The following is an 18,863-nucleotide window of genomic DNA, read 5'->3' on the forward strand; positions in this document are numbered from 1 at the left end:
GCACCGTCTCCCGCTCGGGCCAGACGGTCGCCGCGACGCGCCGGCGCAGCTCGGTGAGCGCCTCGTCGGGCACCTCCACCCGGAACGGGCGGACGGCCCTGCTGGTCTCCTGGTCGACTGCGGTCATCGCGGTGCCCGTCCCTTCTGTGCGAGGTGGCCGGAACCGGCGCGGGCCGGCCTAGCCGAAGGTGAAGGCGAAGGCCCGCACCCCGGGGTCGGAGAAGGTGATCTCGAACGTGCGCCCGGTGACCGGGCCCCGCCGGCGGACGAGCTGGTACAGCCGCGGTTCGGTCGCCGTGCCGGTGCCGTCGTCGTCCACGTCGTCCCCGTGGTCGGCGCCGGGCGGCGCGCCGTCGAGACGCACGGTGAAGCGCACCGGCGTACCGGCCGGCGGCGGGGCCATGACCAGGTGCAGGTCGCGGGCGGTGAACCGGGCGGCGAGCCGCCCGCCGGCCTCGTCGAGCCGGACGGCGTCCGGCTGCACCGTCCATCTCCCCGCCAGCGCCCAGGCGCCGGCGGCCAGCCGGGCCGGGGTGGTGTAGCGACGCGAGGCGCCGGGGACCGCCCGCTCCGGGGAGGCGAAGGCGTCGGTGCGCTCGGCGCCGAGGTAGGTCTCCGCCGATCCCAGGTCGGCCCAGTCGGCGGCCGCCTCGATGCCGGAGCCCTCGACGGACACCGGGAGCGGCAGCGCGTCCCCGGCGCCGGCCTCGTCCAGCAGCCGGCGGATGACCTCCTCCGACTCCTCGTAGGCGCCCTCGCCGAAGTGGGTGAAGCGGATGTGTCCCTGCGCGTCGACGACGTAGAGGGCCGGCCAGTACATGTTGGCGAAGGCGGTCCAGATGGCGTAGTCGCTGTCGAGGGCGACCGGGTAGGTGATCCGCCGGTCCTCGACCGCCCGGCGGACGTTGTCGACGTCGTGCTCGAACCCGAACTCGGGGGTGTGGACGCCGAGCACCACCAGTCCGGCGTCCCGGTAGGCCTCGGCCCAGGCGCGGACGTAGGGCACGGTGCGCAGCCAGTTGATGCACGTGTAGGTCCAGAAGTCGACGGCCACCACCCGCCCGCGCAGCCCCTCGGTCGTCAGCGGCGGCGAGTTGAGCCACCCGGTGGCGCCGTCCAGGGACGGCATCCGGCCCTCGACGGGGCGTCGCCCGGGCGCCCAGCCGGGGCCGCGGATCGCCTCGCGGACCGCGGCGAGGAGGGACCGGTTGGATTCCATGGCGCGTTCCTCGATCCGGTGCGGGGATCCCGTGCGTGGCCCAGGCTGGTCCGGTCCTCCCCCGGCGGGATCAGGGACGAAGGGCCTGCCGTGGTGTGTCGGGACGGCCGGTGACCGGTCCCGTCCCCCGGTGCAGCGGTGCCGAGCCGCCTCCCGTGCGGCGACCGTGGGACGCGCTGCTCCGGGACCGAGGACGCCGTGGAGTTCGACGACGGGCCCACCGGCTTCCCCCCGGCCGGCCGGCTGCTGGCCGACGGCGCACCGTCGCTGACGGAGCTGCTGCGCCGGGGGCGGGTCGGCCAGGACGACCTCGCCGCCGAGCACCTGCGCCGCGGGTCGTGGACACTGCGTCGGCGGTGGCCCGGGACGCGCTGCGCCGACGGCCGCGCCGACCGGACCACGGCCGACGAGCAGGCCATGGCGTCGCCCCCGGACCGCGCGTGGACGCCGGAGGACGCCGCGCTCGCCGCCGTCGCCGGCACCCTGGGCCTGCTGGGGACGCCCCGGACGCTGCCGACCGAGGAGCTGCTCGAGCAGACCGGACCGGTGCGCTGGCTGGTCGAGCTGGTGGTCGAGGAGGTGGACCAGGCGATCTCCCGCGGCCGGTTCATGATCCGGGCGGTCACCTGGGCCGACGGAACCCCCGGCTGAGGATCCCGGCCGATCGAGGAGGGGCCGGACCGGTGAACCGGTCCGGCCCCTCCCCCGCGGAGGTCACCCGCGCTGCTTCACCACCGAGTGGTCGTAGGTGGCGTCGAGGACGGCGAGGTCCCCGGTGGGCAGGTTCGACACCGAGACCGTGAAGTCGCGGCCCTGACCGTTGGCGCAGCGCGTGTCCAGGACCGGGGTGCTGATCCGGTCACCGGTGAACCGGTAGACGGAGTTGCCCGCGGCGTCGACGAGCTCCCCGTCGATCGTGCTGCCCGGGGTGAGGTCGCAGGCAGCGATGACCTGGACCGTCCAGTTGTCGTCCTGTACCCCGTCGGTCTCGATCCACTGGTCGGAGGAGAGCTCCGCCGGGACGCCGTCCACCGTGACGTCGTCGACGAACCAGCCGGTGTCGAGGTAGGCGGCGTCGGTCGAGTAGCGGAACCGGACGTCGGTGGCCCCGGCCGGCAGCGTCGCCGAGTACTCCACGTACCGCGGGTCGTCGACCGAGTAGGTGCCGCCGGAGGTCCCGGTGATGGCGTTGCCCTCCTCGTTGTTGCCGTGCGGGTCGTCGTCGGTCGAGACGACGGCGCCGCTGGCGACGTCGGTCACCCGCACGGGAACCCACTCCCCGTCGACCACGGCCTCGACGAAGGCGTGGTCCCAGCCCTCCTCGATGAAGTGCCAGTTCCAGAAGGAGACGGTCTGGCCGCCGGTGACCGGGGTGTCGACGTCGAGCACCGTGTCGGACTGGCTGGCGTAGCCGCCCCACCAGTGCGTCTCGCCGGTGTGGGGAGCGATCCCGGTGACGGCCTCGCCCTCGAACTCGAGCGACACCTGCGGGCCGGGGTTGCGGAACGTCTCGTAGGAGACGCCGAAGGGCAGCGCGGTGCCGTCGGGGCGGGTGCCCGGCCGGTTCCACTTCGCCTCCGGCTGCGCGCCCTGATAGGCGCCGCGGTCGTCCCAGAACTCCTGGTTGGCGATGTCGACGGTCCAGCCGCCGGACGCCGGCCCCAGGTCGAAGTTCGCCAGGTCCCACAGCTGCGAGCCCTCGGCGTCCAGGTACATCGTCACGGCCCAGTCGCGGAACAGCTCCTCGGCCGAGCGCAGGCCGGCGCCGGTGCGGGCGTTGAACTCGTCGATCGCGTTCTGCACGCCGGCCATGCCGTCGGCCTGCTCGGCGAAGACCAGCTGGATCAACAGGTCACCGGCGGTGTCGTCGTACGCCAGGTCGGGGGTGAGGTCGCCGTCGCCGTTCCCACCGGCCTGCTCCCACAGGTAGGCGAAGTAGCTGAACGACGCGCCGTAGTTCTCCAGGCCGCCGCCCCAGCGGGTCAGCGAGGTCTCCCGGTGGAAGACCTGCTGGTAGGTGAGGTGGCTGCCGGTCATGTCGTAGCCGTTGAGGAAGGCCGCGGTGTCGGCCAGGCCCTCGTCCACCCAGGAGAGCTCACCGGCGTCGGAGTAGTTCATCAGCAGGTGCTCGAGCTCGTGGGCGATGACGCCCTCGTACAGCTCGGGGCTGTCGTTGGCCGGGTCCCCGTCGGTCCAGGGCTGCGCGCTGGGGTCCTCCCCGATGCGGTTGGCCCAGTCGAAGGCGTCCAGGACGATCACGTTCATGCCGAGGCCGTCGATGAAGTCCGGCGCGAAGTAGCCGGCGGTGTACGAGGTGACCGAGCAGTCGTAGTACTGCTCGTCCTGCACGTTGTAGACGAGGGTCACCAGCGCGTCGCTGCCGGGGTCGGACGGGTCGGCCGCCCCCATCGCGCCGAAGTGCTCCTCGTCGACCCGCACGATCTGGCTGCTCAGCTCCTCGCCGAGGAAGTCGACCTGCTCCTGGGTGATCGCGTAGTCGCCGACCCCCTCCCCGCACGGGACGAACTCGTCGGCGGGGTCGTGGTCGAAGGCGGGGTCGAGGCTGTGCACGCCCTCGGGGCCGTCGAGCGCGCCCACGGGCACGTACACGTACACCGGGGTGCCGTCGTCGGTGGTCCCGCCGTAGGCCCGCTCGAACGGCTGGTGGTAGGTGCCGCCGGCCGCCGAGTCGTTGATCGGGACGGTGAGGACGGCGTCCCCCGGCGAGCCGGGATCCACCGGCGGGGTGTCGGAGTGGTCGGCCATGGCCGGTCCGGCCAGGCCGACGACGGCGAGCACGGCGGCGGCGGAGCCGGCCGCGAGCGTGCGGGTGGTCGGTCGCATCTGCGCCCTCTCCCGGCCCGGGAGGGACCCGGGCCCTGTCCGGGGACGACGGCCTTCGCCGTCCCGCCCGGCACCGCCGGGGCAGCAGACGGTAGCCCGGCGAAGTGACTCTGTGTAGACCTTTTCTCAACGCACAGTGACTGCTATCCGCGCGCACGCACGGTCGTCGGCCGGGCCCGGAGGGGTTCGCCGCGCGCTCCCGGCCGCGACGGCCGAGGATTCGGCGTGCCCATCGACCACGTCGCCACGTATCCCGCCGGCCCGGACGACGTCCTCGCCGTCCTCACCGACGAGTCCTTCCTCCGCGACTACGCCCGGGCCCTGGGCGCCCGGCTGGAGGAGGTCGACACCGCGACCGACGACGACGGTCCGCGGACGACGGTGCGGCTGCTGGCCCCCACCACGGGCATCCCCGCGGTGTTCACCCGGTTCGTCGGCCGGGAGGTGCCGGTCGTCGACCGCCGGGTCTGGACGGCCGACGACGGCAGCGGCCACCGCGGCGTCCTGCACGTGAGCGCGGAGGTCTTCGGCCGCACCGCGGTGATCCGGGGCGAGCGCCGGCTGGCCCCGGCCGCAGGTGGCACCCGGTCGACGGTGACCGGGGAGGCGGAGGTCGACGCGCCGCTGGTCGGCCGGCAGGCGGAGGCCGCCGTCCGGGAACTGGCGCTGGTCGTGCTGCGGCGCGAGGACGAGGTGCTGCGGCGCTGGCTGGGCGACCCCGACCGGTAGCCACCGATGCGGTCAGGGGAGGTCCCGCGCGTACCAGACCTCCCGCAGCCGGTGGCCGCGCCACTCGCGCTCGAGCACCTCCCCGGTGGCGCGCCAGCCGCCGGCCTCGTAGAAGCGCCGCGGCCCGGCGTTGCGCTCCTCGGTCCGCAGTCGCGCCGACCGGTGACCGGCCGCCCGCAGCCGGTCGAGCACGGCGGCGAGCAGCAGCCGCCCGGTCCCCCGCCCCTGCTCGTCGGGGTCGACGTACAGGTAGGCGACCTCGCCGGTCGCCTCGTCGGCGCGGGCGAAGCCGACGACCTGCCCGGACCGCTCGGCGACGAGGAACCCCGGCTCGGCCAGCCGCGTCCGCCAGGTGTCCACCTCCGGCCGGGCGAGCACGTCCCCCAGGAACGGCGACCACGCGGCCCGGCCGGCCCGTGCGTGCACCGCGGCGACCGCCGGGGCGTCGTCCGGCGTGGCCGGCCGGAGCCCGACCCCGGTCAGCCGACCGGCGCCCGGGCGGCGTGCTCGCGGCGCAGCCGCAGCCGGTGGCGGTGCGCCTGCGGCGAGTGGACGACGGTGACCGGGCACGTCGCGTGCAGCGCGCAGTGCATGCTCACCGAGCCCAGCAACATCGTCGAGAAGCCGCCGTGACCGCGGCTGCCGACCACGAGCAGGTCAGCACCGGCCGACTCCCGGACGAGCACGTCGGCCGCGGTGCCCAGGGCCGCCTCCACCCGGACCTCTGGCGCCGGCTGCGGCGCGTCGCGCACCACCTCGGCGACGAACGCCTGCGCCCGTTCCAGCGCCGCGGCCCGCGCCTGGTCCGGCTCGTACTCGCCGACCGCGTTGAAGTCCATCCACGCCTCGGGCGGGAAGTACGCGGTGACCGCCTCGACCGGCACGCCGCGGCGGGCGGCGTCCTCCAGTGCGAAGCGCAGCGCCGCCCGCGCCCCCTCCGAGCCGTCCACCCCGACGACGACCCGCCGCTCCCGAACCGGACTCTCGTCGGGCTGCTCGGTCATGACTCCTCCCCCGGCCCCCGACCGCGGGCACCGTGCGCCGCGGTCCGCCGGCCCGGTCCGATCATGATCGTCCGGCCAGCGGCCGGACAGGGACCTTCGTCGGCGGGGCCGGGGACCCGCCCGGGACGCCGTTGCACCGGCGCGACGGCGCGCCCGGGCGTACCGTCCGCCCATGGCTGCGGAGCCCTCCACCGCAGACCGGCTGGTGGCCGGGCGCTACGCGCTGCGCGAGGTCCTCGGCCGGGGCGGCATGGGCGTCGTCTGGCTGGCCACCGACCTGAAGCTGGAGCGGCCGGTCGCGGTCAAGGAGGTCACCTTCGCGCTGCACCTCACCGAGGAGGAGCGGCGCGTGCTGCGGGCGCGCACGCTGCGCGAGGCCCGGACGGCGGCCCGCCTGGACCACCCCTGCGTCACCGCGGTCTACGACGTCGTGGAGGAGGACGGCCGTCCCTGGCTGGTGATGGAGCACGTCGAGTCGTGCAGCCTCCAGCAGATCGTCGACCAGCAGGGGCCGCTGCCGTGGCCGGCCGTGGCCCGCATCGGCCTCGACGTCCTCTCCGCGCTGGAGGCCGCGCACCGGGCGGGCATCGTGCACCGCGACGTCAAGCCGGCCAACGTCCTCGTCGCCCCCGACGGGCACGCCTGCCTCACCGACTTCGGCATCGCCACGGCCACCGGCGACTCCGCCATCACGACGACCGGCGCGATCATCGGCTCGCCGTCGTACATGGCGCCGGAGCGGGCCAACGGCGAGCAGCCGCGGCCGCCGGTGGACCTGTGGTCCCTCGGCGCCACCCTGTACACCGCCGTCGAGGGCCGGCCGGCCTTCGCCAAGGGCGAGCCGATGGCCACCCTGCTGGCGGTCGTCACCGAGGAGCCCGCGCCGATGGTCCGCGCCGGCCCGCTGGAGCCCCTGCTGCGCGGGCTGCTCACCAAGGACCCGGCCCGGCGCGCGACCGCCGAGCAGGCGCGTCGCGACCTCGAGGCCGCGCTGGCGCAGGCGGAGCCGGCGGCCTGGTCGCCGCCGCGTCCCGCACCGCCCCGCTCCGACGTGGCCGACCCCCCGCCCGAGGGCAGCCGGGTCGAGCGCTTCGACGCCGCGGACCTCAAGGCCCTCGCGTCGGCCTCGGCCACCGCGCTGGGCTCGGTCGCCCGGGACGCCGGCCACTACCTCGCCGAGCGCCGGCGCGAGCGCCGCGCGGCCACCTCCGGACGGGAGCCGGCCGCGGCGGAGTGGCGACCGGCTCCCCCGCCGCCCCGCCGGCGCCGGTTCAAGCGCCGCTGGGTCGTCGTCCCGGTCATGACCCTGCTGCTGCTCGCCCTGGCCCTGGTCGCCGGCGTCACGGCCCTGGCCGGGTACCTGCTCGGCTGGTTCTGAGGGCGCGGACGCGGCCGACGTGCGGCACGCTCGGCAGACATGACGACGCCTTCCCCCGACACGCCGCAGCCGCGGGACATCGCGCTGGAGCTGGAGACGCCCGAGCAGGCCGGTGACCTCGAGGCGCAGAGCGACCCCGAGGACGGGGACGGGGACGACGACTGATGCGCAGCCGCGACGTCCTCCTGTACGCCTACGAGCAGATCGCCGAGACCTTCTCCGCCACCGTCGAGGGCCTCTCCGCCGAGGACCTCGCCGCCCGCCCCGCGCCCGGCACCAACCCCATCGGCTGGTTGGCCTGGCACCTGCTGCGGGTGCAGGACGACCACCTCGCCGACGTGGCCGGCACCGAGCAGGTGTGGACCGGGCAGGGCTGGGCCGACCGCTTCGGCCTGCCCCTCGATCCCGGCGCCACCGGCTACGGCGCGAGCACCGAGGAGGTGGACGCCGTCCGCGTGCCGTCGGCGGACCTGCTGCTCGGCTACTGCGCGGCGGTGTCGGCGCGGACGGCGGAGTTCCTGCGCGGCCTGTCCGACGACGACCTCGACCGGGTGGTGGACACCCGCTGGGACCCGCCGGTGACCCTCGGCGTCCGCCTGGTCAGCGTGATCGGCGACGACTTCCAGCACCTCGGGCAGGCCGCCTACGTCCGGGGGCTGCTGGGCCGCTGACCGCGGCAGGAACGGCCTTCGCTGCCCTAGCGTCGGCGTCCGTGACGAGTCCGGACTTCTACGCCGTGGAGGAGCTCCTCGAGCCGGAGGAGATCGAGGTGCGCGACCGCGTGCGCGCCTTCTGCGAGACCGAGGTGACGCCGCGGATCAACGACTACTGGGAGCGCGCGGAGTTCCCCTTCGAGCTGGTGCCCAAGATCGCCGGGCTGGGCATCGCCGGCGGCACCATCCGCGGGTACGGCTGCCCCGGCATGAGCGCCGTGTCGGCCGGCCTCGTCGCGGCGGAGCTCGCCCGCGCCGACGGCAGCATCGGCACCTTCAACGGCGTGCACAGCTTCCTGGCCATGCAGTCGATCGCGCTGCTGGGCGACGAGGAGCAGCGCGAGCGCTGGCTGCCGGCGATGGCGCGGATGGAGCGGATCGGCGCGTTCGGCCTCACCGAGCCCCGGCACGGCTCGGACGCCGTCGGCCTGGAGACCTCCGCCCGCCGGGACGGCGACTCCTACGTCCTCAACGGCCAGAAGAAGTGGATCGGCAACGGGTCGATCGCCGACCACGTGCTGATCTGGGCCCGCGGCGAGGACGGCGCGGTCGGCGGGTACGTCGTCGACAGGGGGACGCCGGGCTACGAGGCGACCGTCATGACCGGCAAGACGGCGCTGCGCGCGGTGTGGCAGGCGGAGATCACGCTGACCGACGTCCTCGTCCCCGTGGAGAACAGGCTGGCGCACTGCTCGTCGTTCAAGGACGTCTCGACGGTCCTGGACTGCACCCGGTACACCGTCGCCTGGCGGGCCCTGGGCCTGGCCACCGCCTCCTACGAGCTGGCCCTGGCGCACGCCCTGCGCCGTGAGCAGTTCGGCGCACCGATCGCCGGCTACCAGCTGGTGCAGGACAAGCTGGCCCGGATGCTGGCCGAGATCACCTCGATGCAGCTCATGTGCTGGCGTCTGTCGAAGCTCGCCGACGCCGGCCGGATGACCGCCGCCATGGCGTCGCTGGCGAAGATGAACCACGCCGCGAAGGCCCGCGCCATCGTCGCCGACGCCCGCGACATCCTCGGTGGCGACGGGATCCTGCTGGACAACCACGTGGCCCGCCACCACGCCGACATGGAGGCCGTGTTCACCTTCGAGGGCACCGACTCGGTGCAGGCGCTCATCGTGGGACGCGAGATCACCGGCCTGTCCGCGATCAGCGGCCGCCGCCCCGAGCGGCGCTGACCCCTTCGACTCAGCCCGCCGCGGCGAGCTCCCGGTCGACCGCCGTCACCTCACGGCACTCGGGGCAGGCGGTGCGCCCGGCCCCCACGCGCTGCCACTGCTGCGACCCCCACACCTGCACGATCGCGCCGCACACGGCGAGCTCCACCTCGCCGTCCAGCTCGGACGGCGGCCGGTGGGCCTCCACGGCGTGCCACGGGGTGCTCTGCTCGGTCGGACGCCCCGGTGACCAGCGATCGGGGCGGGCGAAACCCACGGCGTACGACTCCACGCCACCCCTGTAACCGGGCTCACAAGATCGAAACCATGCGACCGGAGGATCCGGACGACCGCGTCCGGATCCCGTGTGGAGGCCGGCCCGGCGGGGGTATCCCCGGGGCCCACGGACCACGAGGAGCCGACCATGACACAGACCGAGCCCCAGCGCGACGTCGTGGACCTGTTGAGCGCCGACCACCGGGAGTTCGACGCGATCTTCACCCAGCTCGAGGGCCTGTTCGGACAGACCGGGCCGGACGCCCTGCAACGCAAGCGCGAGCTGGTCGACGAGGTGACCATCGGCCTGGTGAAGCACTCGGTCGCCGAGGAGACACAGGTCTACCCGCGCGTGGAGAAGCAGGTGGACAGGGAGGAGGCCGAGCACTCCAAGCACGAGCACGCCGAGGCCGAGGAGACCATGAAGCGGCTCGAGCGGATGGACCCCGACGACCCGTCGTTCGACACCGAGGTGGCGACGCTGATCCGCGAGATCCGGCACCACGTCGAGCACGAGGAGAGCCGGATGTTCACCGAGCTGCGAGCGTCCGTCAGTCGCGACGAACTCGTGGAGATGGCCGAGAAGGTGGAGCGGGTCAAGGCCATGGCGCCCACCCGTCCGCACCCGATGACCCCCAACGAGCCGGGCGTGCGCACCGTCCTCGGACCGGTCGCCAGCCTGCTCGACCACCTGCGCGACGCGGTCAGCGGGCGGGGGAAGACGAGCGACTGAGGGACACCATCGGCTCCTCCCGCGTTACCGTCGAGAGGCACGACCCGGGAGGAGCGCACGCCGTGGAACCTGTCAGCCTGCTCGTCGGTGCGGCGCTGCTCGCCGTGGGCTTCCTCGGCGGGCGGCTGAGCCGGCGCACCAAGCCGGCACCCCCCGCGCTGCCGGCCCCGCTCTGCGGGTGCGGTCACACGCTGAGCCAGCACGACACCGAGTCCAACACCTGCTACGCCGAGCTGCGCCGCGACACCTTCGACAAGCGCGGCCGCTGGTCGGGACACCAGTGGGTGCCCTGCACCTGCCGGCAGTACGTGGGCCCACGGCCGATCGACGAGGTGTTCATGCCCCGGCTGCTCCCGCCGTCGACCGAGTGACGCTCAGCCGTCCGGCCCACCGGCGTCGAGGTCGCTGAGGGCCCGGACCAGCGACTCGACCCGCGCCGGCCCGAGCGTCTCGGCCAGCGCGGCCTCGTGCGCGCCCACCAGCGCCACCAGCCGCGCCAGGCGGGTCCGCCCGCGCGCGGACAGGTGCACCCGGACGCGGCGGCCGTCGTCCGGGTCGGGCAGGCGATAGGCCTCGGCGGCGTCGACCAGCCCGTCGACCAGCCGGGTCAGCGTCGGCGCAGGCAGGGACAGCGCGGCGCCGAGCTCGCTCATCGACCGCCCCGGCCCGGCGGCCAGGCAACGCATCACCCGGTAGCCGTCGAGCGTGGCGCCGTCCTCGGCCAGGACGGCCGCGACCCCGCGGGCGACCCGGCGCTGGGCGACGGTCAGCAGCTCCACCAGGGACGGGGCGGCCCTCGGCTCCGCCTGCTGCTCGACGACCATGGCGGCACCATACTCATCGGGTGCCCGAGCCGACCGGTCCGCTGGACGCGTGGGAGGCCACCCTCCTCCCCCGCCGTCCGGACGTCGTCCGGGTCGGGCTGGCCGTGCCGCTGTCCGGGCCGCTGGCGTTGACCGCGCCGTCCGCCCTGGACCTCGCCGGTCTCGCGGTGGACGAGACCAACGCCGACGGCGGCGTGCGGGGGCGCGCGGTCGAGCTCGTGACCGTCGACTCCGGCCGGCCGCCGCAGCAGGTCGCCGCGGAGGCGGCCGCACTGCACGAGGCCGGCGCGATCGACGTCCTCGTCGGGCTCCACACCAGCGACGTGCACCGCGCGCTCGAGGCCGCGCTGGCCGGGCGGGTGCGCTACGTCTTCACCCCGCCGCACGAGGGCGGCCGGCGCCGGGCGGGCGTGCTGCGGATCGGCTCCTCCCCGCGCGACCAGCACGCGGCCGCGCTGGCCTGGCTGGTCACCTCGCGCCGCGCCCGGCGCTGGGTGCTGGTCGGCAACGACTACGTGTGGCCGCAGGCGGTGCACCGGGCGGCGGCCGCCGTCCTGCACGAGCTCGGCGCCGAGGTGGTCGGCGAGCGGCTGGTGCCCTTCGGCGCCGACGACCCGGGCCCGGTGCTCGACCTGGTGCGGCGCACCCGAGCCGACGCGGTGCTGCTCAGCCTCGTGGGCCGGGACCTGGTCACCTTCAACCGGGAGTTCGCCCGCAGCGGACTCGACCGGCGGGTGGTGCGGCTCTCCGGCGCGCTGGAGGAGAACGGGCTGTACGCGGTCGGCGGCGACCGCACCGGCGAGCTGTTCGCCTGCATGCCCTCCTTCGCCGCCACGGACGGCGCCGCCGACGAGGGCCAGCTCGCGCTCCAGGAGCGGCACGCGCGGCGGGCCGGCCCCACGGCCCCGGTGGTCTGCGCCTACGCCCGCGGCGTCTACGACGGCGTCCGCCTCGCCGTCTCCCTCGCCGGGCGCGGGACGGCGCCCCGGCCGGCGGCCGCCCGGCCCCGCCTGGCCCGCGCCGACGGGCTGGCCTTCTCCGAGGTGCGCACCGCCTGACCCCGCGGGGCGCACCGCCGGACCCGCACTTGCTTCCATCTGGAAACAGATGGGGCCTACTCTCTCCCCGCCCGGCCCCCGAGCCGGAGGAGAGGAGGAGCCGTGAGCGACCCCCGCACCACGACCAACGCCGGCGATCCCGCCGGCCGGCTCCCGGGCGCTGCCCGGGGGCCCGTCCCCGCGACCGGCGACCCCGGCGTCGAGGCCTTCGGCTACCGGCAGGAGCTCAAGCGCTCGCTGAGCTTCACCGACCTGCTGGTCTACGGGCTCATCTTCATGGTCCCGATCGCGCCGTTCGGCATCTTCGGCAGCGTCTTCCAGGCCTCGGGCGGGATGATCGCGCTCGCCTACGCCATCGGCGGCCTGGCCATGGCGTTCACCGCCGCGTCCTACTCGCAGATGTCGCGCGCGTTCCCGATGGCCGGCTCGGTCTACACCTACGCCGGGCGCGGCATCGCCCAGCCGGTCGGGTTCATCGCCGGCTGGATGATCCTGCTCGACTACGTGCTCGTCCCCGGCCTGCTCTACCTCATCGCCGCGGTGGCCATGAACTCCATCTGGGCCTCGGTGCCGGTGTGGGTCTGGCTGGTCGGCTTCGTCGTCCTCAACACCGTCGTCAACTACTTCGGCATCGAGTTCACCGCCCGGGTCAACAAGGTCATGCTCGTCGCCGAGCTGATCGTGCTGGCGATCTTCCTGGTCGTCGGCGTCGTCGCCCTGGCCTCGGGCGAGGGGCGTGGCTTCGACTTCACACCGATCTACAACAGCGACACCTTCTCGTTGGAGCTGGTGTTCGGCGCGGTGTCGATCGCGGTGCTGAGCTTCCTCGGCTTCGACGGCATCTCCACGCTGGCCGAGGAGAACCGCGAGTCGGCCCGGTCGATCGGCAAGGCGATGATCGCCGCTCTGGCGCTGGCCGGGACGCTCTTCATCGTCCAGACCTGGGTCGCCGCCCTGCTCGTCCCCGACCCGGACACCCTCATCGCCGAGGGCGACGCGGCCGGGACGGCGTTCTACGACGCGGCCGACGTCGCCGGGGGTGCGTGGCTGGCCACGCTCACCGCGATCGCCACCGCCATCGCGTGGGGCTTCGCCAACTCGCTGGTCGCGCAGGCCGCCACGTCCCGGCTGCTGTTCGCCATGGCCCGCGACCGCCAGCTGCCCGGGTTCCTGCGCAAGGTGCACCCGACCCGCCGCGTGCCGGTCAACGCCACGCTCCTGGTCGCCGCGGTCTCCCTGGTGCTCGGCCTCTACATGAGCAGCCGGGAGGACGGCATCTCGCTGCTGTCCACGCTGGTGAACTTCGGCGCGCTGTCGGCGTTCCTGCTGCTGCACGTGTCGGTGGTCGTGCACTACGTCGTCCGGCGGAAGAGCCGGAACTGGTGGCTGCACCTGGCCGTGCCGGTGATCGGGTTCGCGATCCTCGTCTACGTCGTCATCAACGCGCAGGTGGCCGCGCAGACGCTCGGGTTCGTGTGGCTCGGGATCGGCGTCGTCCTGCTGGTCGTCCTGCTCGCCACCGGCCGCGAGGCCGAACTGAGCGCGGAGGAGGGTCTGTGACGGCCGCCCTGGAGGTCGTGACCGTCGAGCCGACGGCCGACCAGCTCCGCTACACCTTCGGCGGCGGCGAGCCCCTGGTCACCGTCGCCCCGGGCACCGTGGTCGAGCTGACCACCGAGGACTGCTTCGGCGGCCGGGTGCGCGGGGTCGACGACCTGCCCAGCCGGGTGTGCGAGTTCCCGTACCTCAACCCGGTCACCGGCCCAATCGCGGTGGAGGGCGCCGAGCCCGGCGACACCCTCGCCGTGCACCTGGTGGACATCGCGCCGGTCCGCGACTGGGCGGTGTCGACGACGTTCCCCCACTTCGGCGCGCTGACCACCACGCACTCGACGGCGATGCTGCACGAGGCGCTCGAGGAGCTGGTCTGGGTCTACGAGGTCGACCGGGAGCGCGGCACCTGTCTGTTCCGGCCCCGTCGCGGCGGGCCCGAGGTGGAGCTCCCGCTGGACCCGATGCACGGCACCATCGGGGTCGCGCCGGCCGGCGGGGAGGTGTTCGCCAGCATCACGCCCGGTGCGCACGGCGGGAACATGGACACCCCCGAGGCCCGGGCCGGGACGACGCTGTACTTCGGTGTCAGCGTGCCCGGCGGGCTGCTCTCCCTCGGCGACGGGCACTGCCGCCAGGGCGAGGGCGAGGTGTGCGGCACCGCGGTCGAGGCGGCCATGCGCACCGTCGTCGTGGTCGACCTGGTCAAGGGCGGCGCTCCGGCGTGGCCGCGGCTGGAGACCGACGAGTTCCTCGGGTCGACCGGGTCGGTGCGGCCGCTGGAGGACGCCTTCCGGATCAGCCAGCAGGACCTGGTGTCCTGGGCCGCGCAGCTGACCGGCTGGCACCTCCTCGACGCCTACCAGTTGGTCAGCCAGGCGGGACTGGCCCCGGCCGGCAACGTCGTCGACACCAACTACACGATGGTCGCCAAGCTGCCCAAGCGGTACCTCGGCGGCGCCGTCGCCGTGGACGGCGTGCACGACCGGCTGCGGGCGACCGCCGCCGCCTACCTGGCCGAGCGCTGACCCCCCGCGGCGGGGAGCTCCCGGCTCCCCGCCGCGGCTGCGCCGGGCCACCCTGGGGGACGTGTCCCCTCTCCCCCCGGACCTCGACGTCGCACTGGCCGGGCCCCCGACGGGCTGGTGGCCGCCGTGACCGCCGCTGTCACCGCGGCGCCTCCACGGCCGCGGTGACCTCGTCGTCGGTCGGGTTGCGCAGCACCCGCCCCTCGCGCCAGACCACCACCGGCAGGTCCTCCTCGGAGACCCCGAGCTCGGCCAGCAGCGCCGCCCCGTCGCCGGAGCTCTCCAGGTCGACGAAGGTCGCCGAGAGCCGGTGGTCGCGGGCGTAGGCCTGCAGCCGCCGGCTGTCGTCGGACTCGGCCCGCCCCACGATGCGCAGGTCGGCCGCGAGCTCCAGCAGCATGGACCGGCGGAGCAGGAAGGCGCGCAGCACCATCTCCTTGAGCGCAGGGTCGGCGGCGAACACCGCCTTCATCCCGTCGTGGTGCACGCGGACGGTCTCCGCGGGGCGGATCACGCAGGCGGTCAGCGACACCGGCTGGCCGCTGAACAGGTCCAGCTCGCCGAGGAACCGCCGCGCCCCGTGCACCGAGATCACCCGCTGGTCGGTCCGGCCGTGGTCCTCCACGATCGCGACCGCACCCGACAGGACGACGTGGAAGTCGTAGCCGGCGTCCCCCTCGCGGAACAGCGTGTCGCCGGCCGGGCACCAGCGCCGGGTCCCGTGCCGTTCCAGCAGCGCGAGCTGGGCGTCGGTCAGCCGGGGGAAGGCGCCCCCACGGTCGGGGGTCTCGGGCAGGTCGGCCGGGACGGGCGGCACGGCGTCCGACGGCGGGTCCGGCCGCTCACCGCCCCGCCGGGGACCGAGCATCGGGAGCACCAGTCCGTCGAGCCCGTCCACGCCCTCGAGGTCGTCGTCAACGAGCCTCGGCACGTCGGCCGGGTCCTCCCCCGCCGCGGCGAGCAGCTCGGCGGCGAGGGTGTCGGCGTCGTACGGTCCGGTGTGCCGCCGTCCGCCGATGAAGAAGGTGGGGGTGCCCCCGACGCCGCTGGCCTCGGCGGACTCGACGTCCTCCTCGACCCGGCGGGCGAACCGGCTGGCGCCCAGGTCCCGGGCGAAGCGCTGGACGTCGAGCCCGATGGCGGCGGCGTGCTCGAGCAGGTCCGGAGCGGAGAGCCGGTCCTGCTCGGCGAAGAGCCGGTCGTGCATCTCCCAGAAGCGGCCCTGCGCCGCGGCGGCCTCCGCGGCCTCGGCGGCCAGCTCGGCGCGCGGGTGGACGTCGACCAGCGGGACGTGCCGGAAGACGTAGCGCAGCCGGTCCCCGAAGCGCGCGCGCAGCTCCTCGACCGTGCCGGTGGCCCGCCCGCAGAACGGGCACTCGAAGTCGCCGTACTCGACGAGGGTCAGCGGCGCGTCGACCCGCCCCCGGACGTGGTCGCGCTCGGGGTCGACCGGCGGGTCCAGCAGCACCGGCCGGCCGGTGGCCCCGGGTGGCCGGCGCCGGTCGGCGAGCCGGAACAGCGCCCACCCGAGCAGCGCCGCCAGCACCGAGGCGGCGAGGACGCCGACCCGCGCCTCGTCGGCCAGCAGCTCGTCGTCGAACGCGAGGTCGACGATGAACAGCGAGATCGTGAACCCGATGCCCGACAGCGCGGCACCGCCGGCCAGCTGCAGGCCGGTGAGGCCGGGGGCGAGCTCGCCCAGGCGCAGGCGCACCGCCAGCCCGGTGCCCAGCAGGATGCCGGCGAGCTTGCCCAGCACGAGGCCCGCGACGACGCCGAGCGTCACCGGCGAGGTCGCGGCGGCGCGGAGGGTCTCGCTGGTCAGCGGGACGCCGGCGTTGGCGAGGGCGAAGACCGGGACGATGACGAACGCGGTCCACGGCTGCCACAGCTGCTCCAGCCGCTCGCTGGCCGACACCGACCGGTCGATGGACAGCCGAGCCAGCCGGGCGAACTCGGGGTTGGGCGACTGCTGGTAGGCGCGGGTGCGCCGGGCGGCGTCCTCCACCTCCGCCCGCCGAGCCGGGTAGGCGGGGACGAACAGGGCGATGACCACCCCCGCGAGGGTCGGGTGCACCCCGGAGGCGTACATCGCGACCCACACCGCGACGCCGAGCACGAGGTAGGCCGGGCCGCGCCACACCCGCAGGTGGCGCAGCCCCGCCATCAGCGCCAGGCCGAGGACGGCCAGGAGGAGCGGGCCGACCGCGAGGTCCTCGGTGTAGAACAGCGCGATCACGCTCAGCGCGCCGACGTCGTCGGCGATGGCCAGGGTGAGCAGGAACAGCCGCAGCTGGGCGGGGCAGGCCGGGCCGACCAGCGCCAGGACCCCGAGCAGGAACGCGGTGTCGGTGGAGATGACCACCCCCCAGGCCGACACGGCCGGGCTGCCCAGGTTGAAGGCGGCGTAGACCAGCGCCGGGACGGCGAGCCCGGTGACCGCGGCCAGGGCCGGCACCGCGGCCCGCCGCCGGTCGGTGAGCTCCCCCATCACCAGCTCGCGCTTGATCTCGAGCCCGACGACGAAGAAGAAGAACACCATCAGGCCGTCGTTGACCCAGTGCTGCAGGTCCAGCGAGAGCTCGGCGCCCCCCACCGAGATGGCCAGCTCGGTGTGCCAGAAGGCGTCGTAGCTGTCCCCCACCGGGGAGTTGGCCCACAGCAGCGCCACCACGGTCGCGACCAGCAGCAGCCCGGCGCTGCCGGCCTCGGTGCGCAGCCGCCGCCGCAAGGGGGCCACGCGGGCGAGCAGGCCGCTCCCGCCGGGGCTGGACTGCCGTGCGGCGGTGGCGGTCACCGGGCTCCCTCCTGGCTGGCCGGGCACAGCTGCGGTCCGGTCACGGCGCAGTGCGGACACTCCTCCAACCGCAGGTGGTGCTGCGGCTCTCCCGCACCCAGCGGCCGGCGGATCCACACGGCCGACACGACCGCGCCGGCGACCAGCAGCCCGGCGCAGACCAGCACCGCCGTCCGGAAGCCCGCCGAGAACGCCGCCGGGTCGGCGTAGTCCGCGCCGCTGATCCCGGCCACGACCGGCACGACGGCGACCGCCAGCAGGCCGGCGGCCCGGGCGACGGCGTTGTTCACCCCCGAGGCGACGCCGGCGAACCGGTCGGCGGCCGAGTCCAGCACGGTCGCCGTCAGCGGCGCCACCAGCAGGGTGAGGCCGGCACCGAACGCCACGGTCGCCGGCAGCACCTCGGTGAGGTACGAGGCGTCGGGCCCGATGCGCAGCATCAGCAGGACGCCGACGGCGGAGACCAGCGGCCCGGCGGTCATGAGCACCCGCGGGCCGATCCGCTGGGCCAGCGCCCCGACCCGCGCGGAGAACAGCAGCATCAGCACGGTGACCGGGAGCAGCGCGGTACCGGCCAGCAGCGGGGAGAACCCGGACACCACCTGCAGCTGGAGGACGAGCAGCACCCACAGCGCGCCCAGGGCGGCGTAGACCAGCAGCGTCACGGCGTTGGCCGCGCTGAACTGCGCGTTCCGGAAGAGGACCGGCGGCACCAGCGGGTCCGGGATGCGCTGCTGGACGACGGCGAAGGCGACGAGGGCGAGCGCGCCGGCGACGCACCACGCCGCAGCGGTGGCCGCGTTGCCCGGCTCCCCCGCCGCGGTCAGCCCGTAGGTCAGGCAGCCCAGGCCGACGGCGACCAGCACCGTCCCGGCCCAGTCCAGCCGTGGCGAGGCCTCGGGGTCGCGGGTCTCGGGCACGTGCCGGGCGGCCACGGCGACGATGACCACGGCCAGCGGGAGGTTGACGAGGAAGACCGCCCGCCAGCTCCACTCGACCAGCCAGCCGCCGACGAACGGGCCGACCGCCCCGGCGACCCCGCCCAGCCCCGACCACGCGCCCACCGCGGCGGCACGGTCGGCGCCGCGGAAGGACGCCGAGATGATCGCCAGGCTGCCCGGGGTGAGCAGCGCGCCGCCGACCCCCTGGAGGGCGCGCGCCGCGATCAGCGTCGACACGTTCGGCGCCAGCCCGCACAGCAGGGAGGCGGCGGCGAACCACACGACGCCGATGACGAACACCCGCCGCCGGCCGAACCGGTCGCCCAGGGAGCCGCCCAGGAGGATGAGCGAGGCCAACGTCAGCGTGTAGGCGTTGACCGTCCACTGCAGTTGGGAGAAGCCGGCGTCGAGGTCGGACCCGATCCGCTCCAGCGCGACGTTGACCACGGTGGCGTCGAGCAGCGCCAGGCCCGAGCCGAGCACCGTCGCGAGCAGGACCCACCGCCCGCGGGTGGTCCCCATGCGCAGGCCGCCCTCCGGGATGACCGGCGGTCGGGCCATCGTGCCGCCTCCCCACCGTCCCGTGCGCCGCGCCCCGCAGAGAGCCG

At 75.0% G+C, this 18,863-nt stretch carries 19 protein-coding genes; 11 read left to right on the forward strand and 8 right to left on the reverse strand.

What is annotated here, in order from left to right; all coding sequences use genetic code 11:
- Positions 1–178: 178 nt before the first annotated feature.
- Positions 179–1,219 (reverse strand): thioredoxin family protein, encoded by a 1,041-nt coding sequence (locus ACI782_RS20060; RefSeq protein WP_456911850.1) that lies wholly within the window; start codon positions 1,217–1,219, stop codon positions 179–181.
- A gap of 198 nt (positions 1,220–1,417) precedes the next feature.
- On the opposite strand from ACI782_RS20060, the gene ACI782_RS20065 reads away from it, so the two are divergent.
- Positions 1,418–1,870 carry a hypothetical protein gene (locus tag ACI782_RS20065; protein ID WP_456911851.1) on the forward strand — a complete coding sequence of 151 codons (453 nt, stop codon included), beginning with the start codon at positions 1,418–1,420 and terminating at the stop codon, positions 1,868–1,870.
- Between the two features lie 63 nt (positions 1,871–1,933).
- Here ACI782_RS20065 and ACI782_RS20070 read toward each other — a convergent pair whose 3' ends face one another.
- Complete coding sequence (locus tag ACI782_RS20070; RefSeq protein ID WP_456911852.1) at positions 1,934–4,063, reverse strand: hypothetical protein; 2,130 nt, start codon at positions 4,061–4,063, stop codon at positions 1,934–1,936.
- A gap of 225 nt (positions 4,064–4,288) precedes the next feature.
- Here ACI782_RS20070 and ACI782_RS20075 point away from each other — a divergent pair, with 225 nt between their 5' ends.
- Positions 4,289–4,792, forward strand: coding sequence for a DUF2505 domain-containing protein (locus ACI782_RS20075; protein ID WP_456911853.1), 504 nt, complete (start codon positions 4,289–4,291; stop codon positions 4,790–4,792).
- 12 nt (positions 4,793–4,804) lie between these two features.
- Here ACI782_RS20075 and ACI782_RS20080 read toward each other — a convergent pair whose 3' ends face one another.
- Positions 4,805–5,362 carry an N-acetyltransferase family protein gene (locus ACI782_RS20080; RefSeq protein WP_456911854.1) on the reverse strand — a complete coding sequence of 186 codons (558 nt, stop codon included), beginning with the start codon at positions 5,360–5,362 and terminating at the stop codon, positions 4,805–4,807.
- Positions 5,272–5,796 (reverse strand): universal stress protein, encoded by a 525-nt coding sequence (locus tag ACI782_RS20085; protein ID WP_456911855.1) that lies wholly within the window; start codon positions 5,794–5,796, stop codon positions 5,272–5,274. Before ACI782_RS20085 ends, ACI782_RS20080 begins: the two co-directional genes overlap by 91 nt.
- Positions 5,797–5,968: 172 nt before the next feature.
- On the opposite strand from ACI782_RS20085, the gene ACI782_RS20090 reads away from it, so the two are divergent.
- From ACI782_RS20090 to ACI782_RS20105, 4 genes are read left to right on the forward strand one after another with little or no spacing between them, the layout of a single operon-like run.
- Positions 5,969–7,174 (forward strand): serine/threonine-protein kinase, encoded by a 1,206-nt coding sequence (locus ACI782_RS20090; RefSeq protein ID WP_456911856.1) that lies wholly within the window; start codon positions 5,969–5,971, stop codon positions 7,172–7,174.
- A gap of 39 nt (positions 7,175–7,213) precedes the next feature.
- Entirely contained in the window at positions 7,214–7,339 is a 126-nt protein-coding gene (locus ACI782_RS20095) for a hypothetical protein (protein WP_456911857.1), read from the forward strand.
- Positions 7,339–7,845, forward strand: a complete 507-nt coding sequence (locus ACI782_RS20100; RefSeq protein WP_456911858.1) for a mycothiol transferase — start codon at positions 7,339–7,341, stop codon at positions 7,843–7,845. The genes ACI782_RS20095 and ACI782_RS20100 overlap by 1 nt, the downstream gene beginning before the upstream one ends.
- A gap of 41 nt (positions 7,846–7,886) precedes the next feature.
- Positions 7,887–9,068, forward strand: coding sequence for an acyl-CoA dehydrogenase family protein (locus ACI782_RS20105; RefSeq protein ID WP_456911859.1), 1,182 nt, complete (start codon positions 7,887–7,889; stop codon positions 9,066–9,068).
- A 10-nt stretch (positions 9,069–9,078) separates the two neighbouring features.
- Here the strand turns inward: ACI782_RS20105 and ACI782_RS20110 are convergent, their stop codons facing one another.
- Entirely contained in the window at positions 9,079–9,339 is a 261-nt protein-coding gene (locus ACI782_RS20110) for a hypothetical protein (protein WP_456911860.1), read from the reverse strand.
- A gap of 132 nt (positions 9,340–9,471) precedes the next feature.
- Between ACI782_RS20110 and ACI782_RS20115 the strand changes: the two genes are divergently transcribed.
- Complete coding sequence (locus ACI782_RS20115; RefSeq protein ID WP_456911861.1) at positions 9,472–10,056, forward strand: hemerythrin domain-containing protein; 585 nt, start codon at positions 9,472–9,474, stop codon at positions 10,054–10,056.
- A gap of 62 nt (positions 10,057–10,118) precedes the next feature.
- The gene (locus tag ACI782_RS20120) at positions 10,119–10,427 is read left to right on the forward strand and encodes a hypothetical protein (RefSeq protein WP_456911862.1); all 309 of its coding nucleotides are present in this window, start codon (positions 10,119–10,121) and stop codon (positions 10,425–10,427) included.
- Positions 10,428–10,430: 3 nt separating this feature from the next.
- Here ACI782_RS20120 and ACI782_RS20125 read toward each other — a convergent pair whose 3' ends face one another.
- Positions 10,431–10,880, reverse strand: coding sequence for a MarR family winged helix-turn-helix transcriptional regulator (locus ACI782_RS20125; RefSeq protein WP_456911863.1), 450 nt, complete (start codon positions 10,878–10,880; stop codon positions 10,431–10,433).
- 20 nt (positions 10,881–10,900) lie between these two features.
- Here ACI782_RS20125 and ACI782_RS20130 point away from each other — a divergent pair, with 20 nt between their 5' ends.
- The 3 genes from ACI782_RS20130 to ACI782_RS20140 all read left to right on the forward strand — a co-directional run bounded on the left by ACI782_RS20130 (position 10,901) and on the right by ACI782_RS20140 (position 14,517).
- The gene (locus tag ACI782_RS20130) at positions 10,901–11,938 is read left to right on the forward strand and encodes an ABC transporter substrate-binding protein (RefSeq protein ID WP_456911864.1); all 1,038 of its coding nucleotides are present in this window, start codon (positions 10,901–10,903) and stop codon (positions 11,936–11,938) included.
- Positions 11,939–12,040: 102 nt separating this feature from the next.
- On the forward strand, positions 12,041–13,498 hold the full coding sequence (locus tag ACI782_RS20135) for an APC family permease (protein ID WP_456911865.1): 1,458 nt from the start codon (positions 12,041–12,043) through the stop codon (positions 13,496–13,498).
- Positions 13,495–14,517 carry an acetamidase/formamidase family protein gene (locus tag ACI782_RS20140; RefSeq protein WP_456911866.1) on the forward strand — a complete coding sequence of 341 codons (1,023 nt, stop codon included), beginning with the start codon at positions 13,495–13,497 and terminating at the stop codon, positions 14,515–14,517. The genes ACI782_RS20135 and ACI782_RS20140 overlap by 4 nt, the downstream gene beginning before the upstream one ends.
- 139 nt (positions 14,518–14,656) lie before the next feature.
- Here ACI782_RS20140 and nhaA read toward each other — a convergent pair whose 3' ends face one another.
- Positions 14,657–17,314 (reverse strand): Na+/H+ antiporter NhaA, encoded by a 2,658-nt coding sequence (nhaA, locus tag ACI782_RS20145; RefSeq protein WP_456911867.1) that lies wholly within the window; start codon positions 17,312–17,314, stop codon positions 14,657–14,659.
- Positions 17,311–18,816, reverse strand: coding sequence for an MFS transporter (locus ACI782_RS20150; protein WP_456911868.1), 1,506 nt, complete (start codon positions 18,814–18,816; stop codon positions 17,311–17,313). Before ACI782_RS20150 ends, nhaA begins: the two co-directional genes overlap by 4 nt.
- Positions 18,817–18,863: the final 47 nt, after the last annotated feature.

The organism is Geodermatophilus sp. SYSU D00703 (assembly GCF_054050155.1).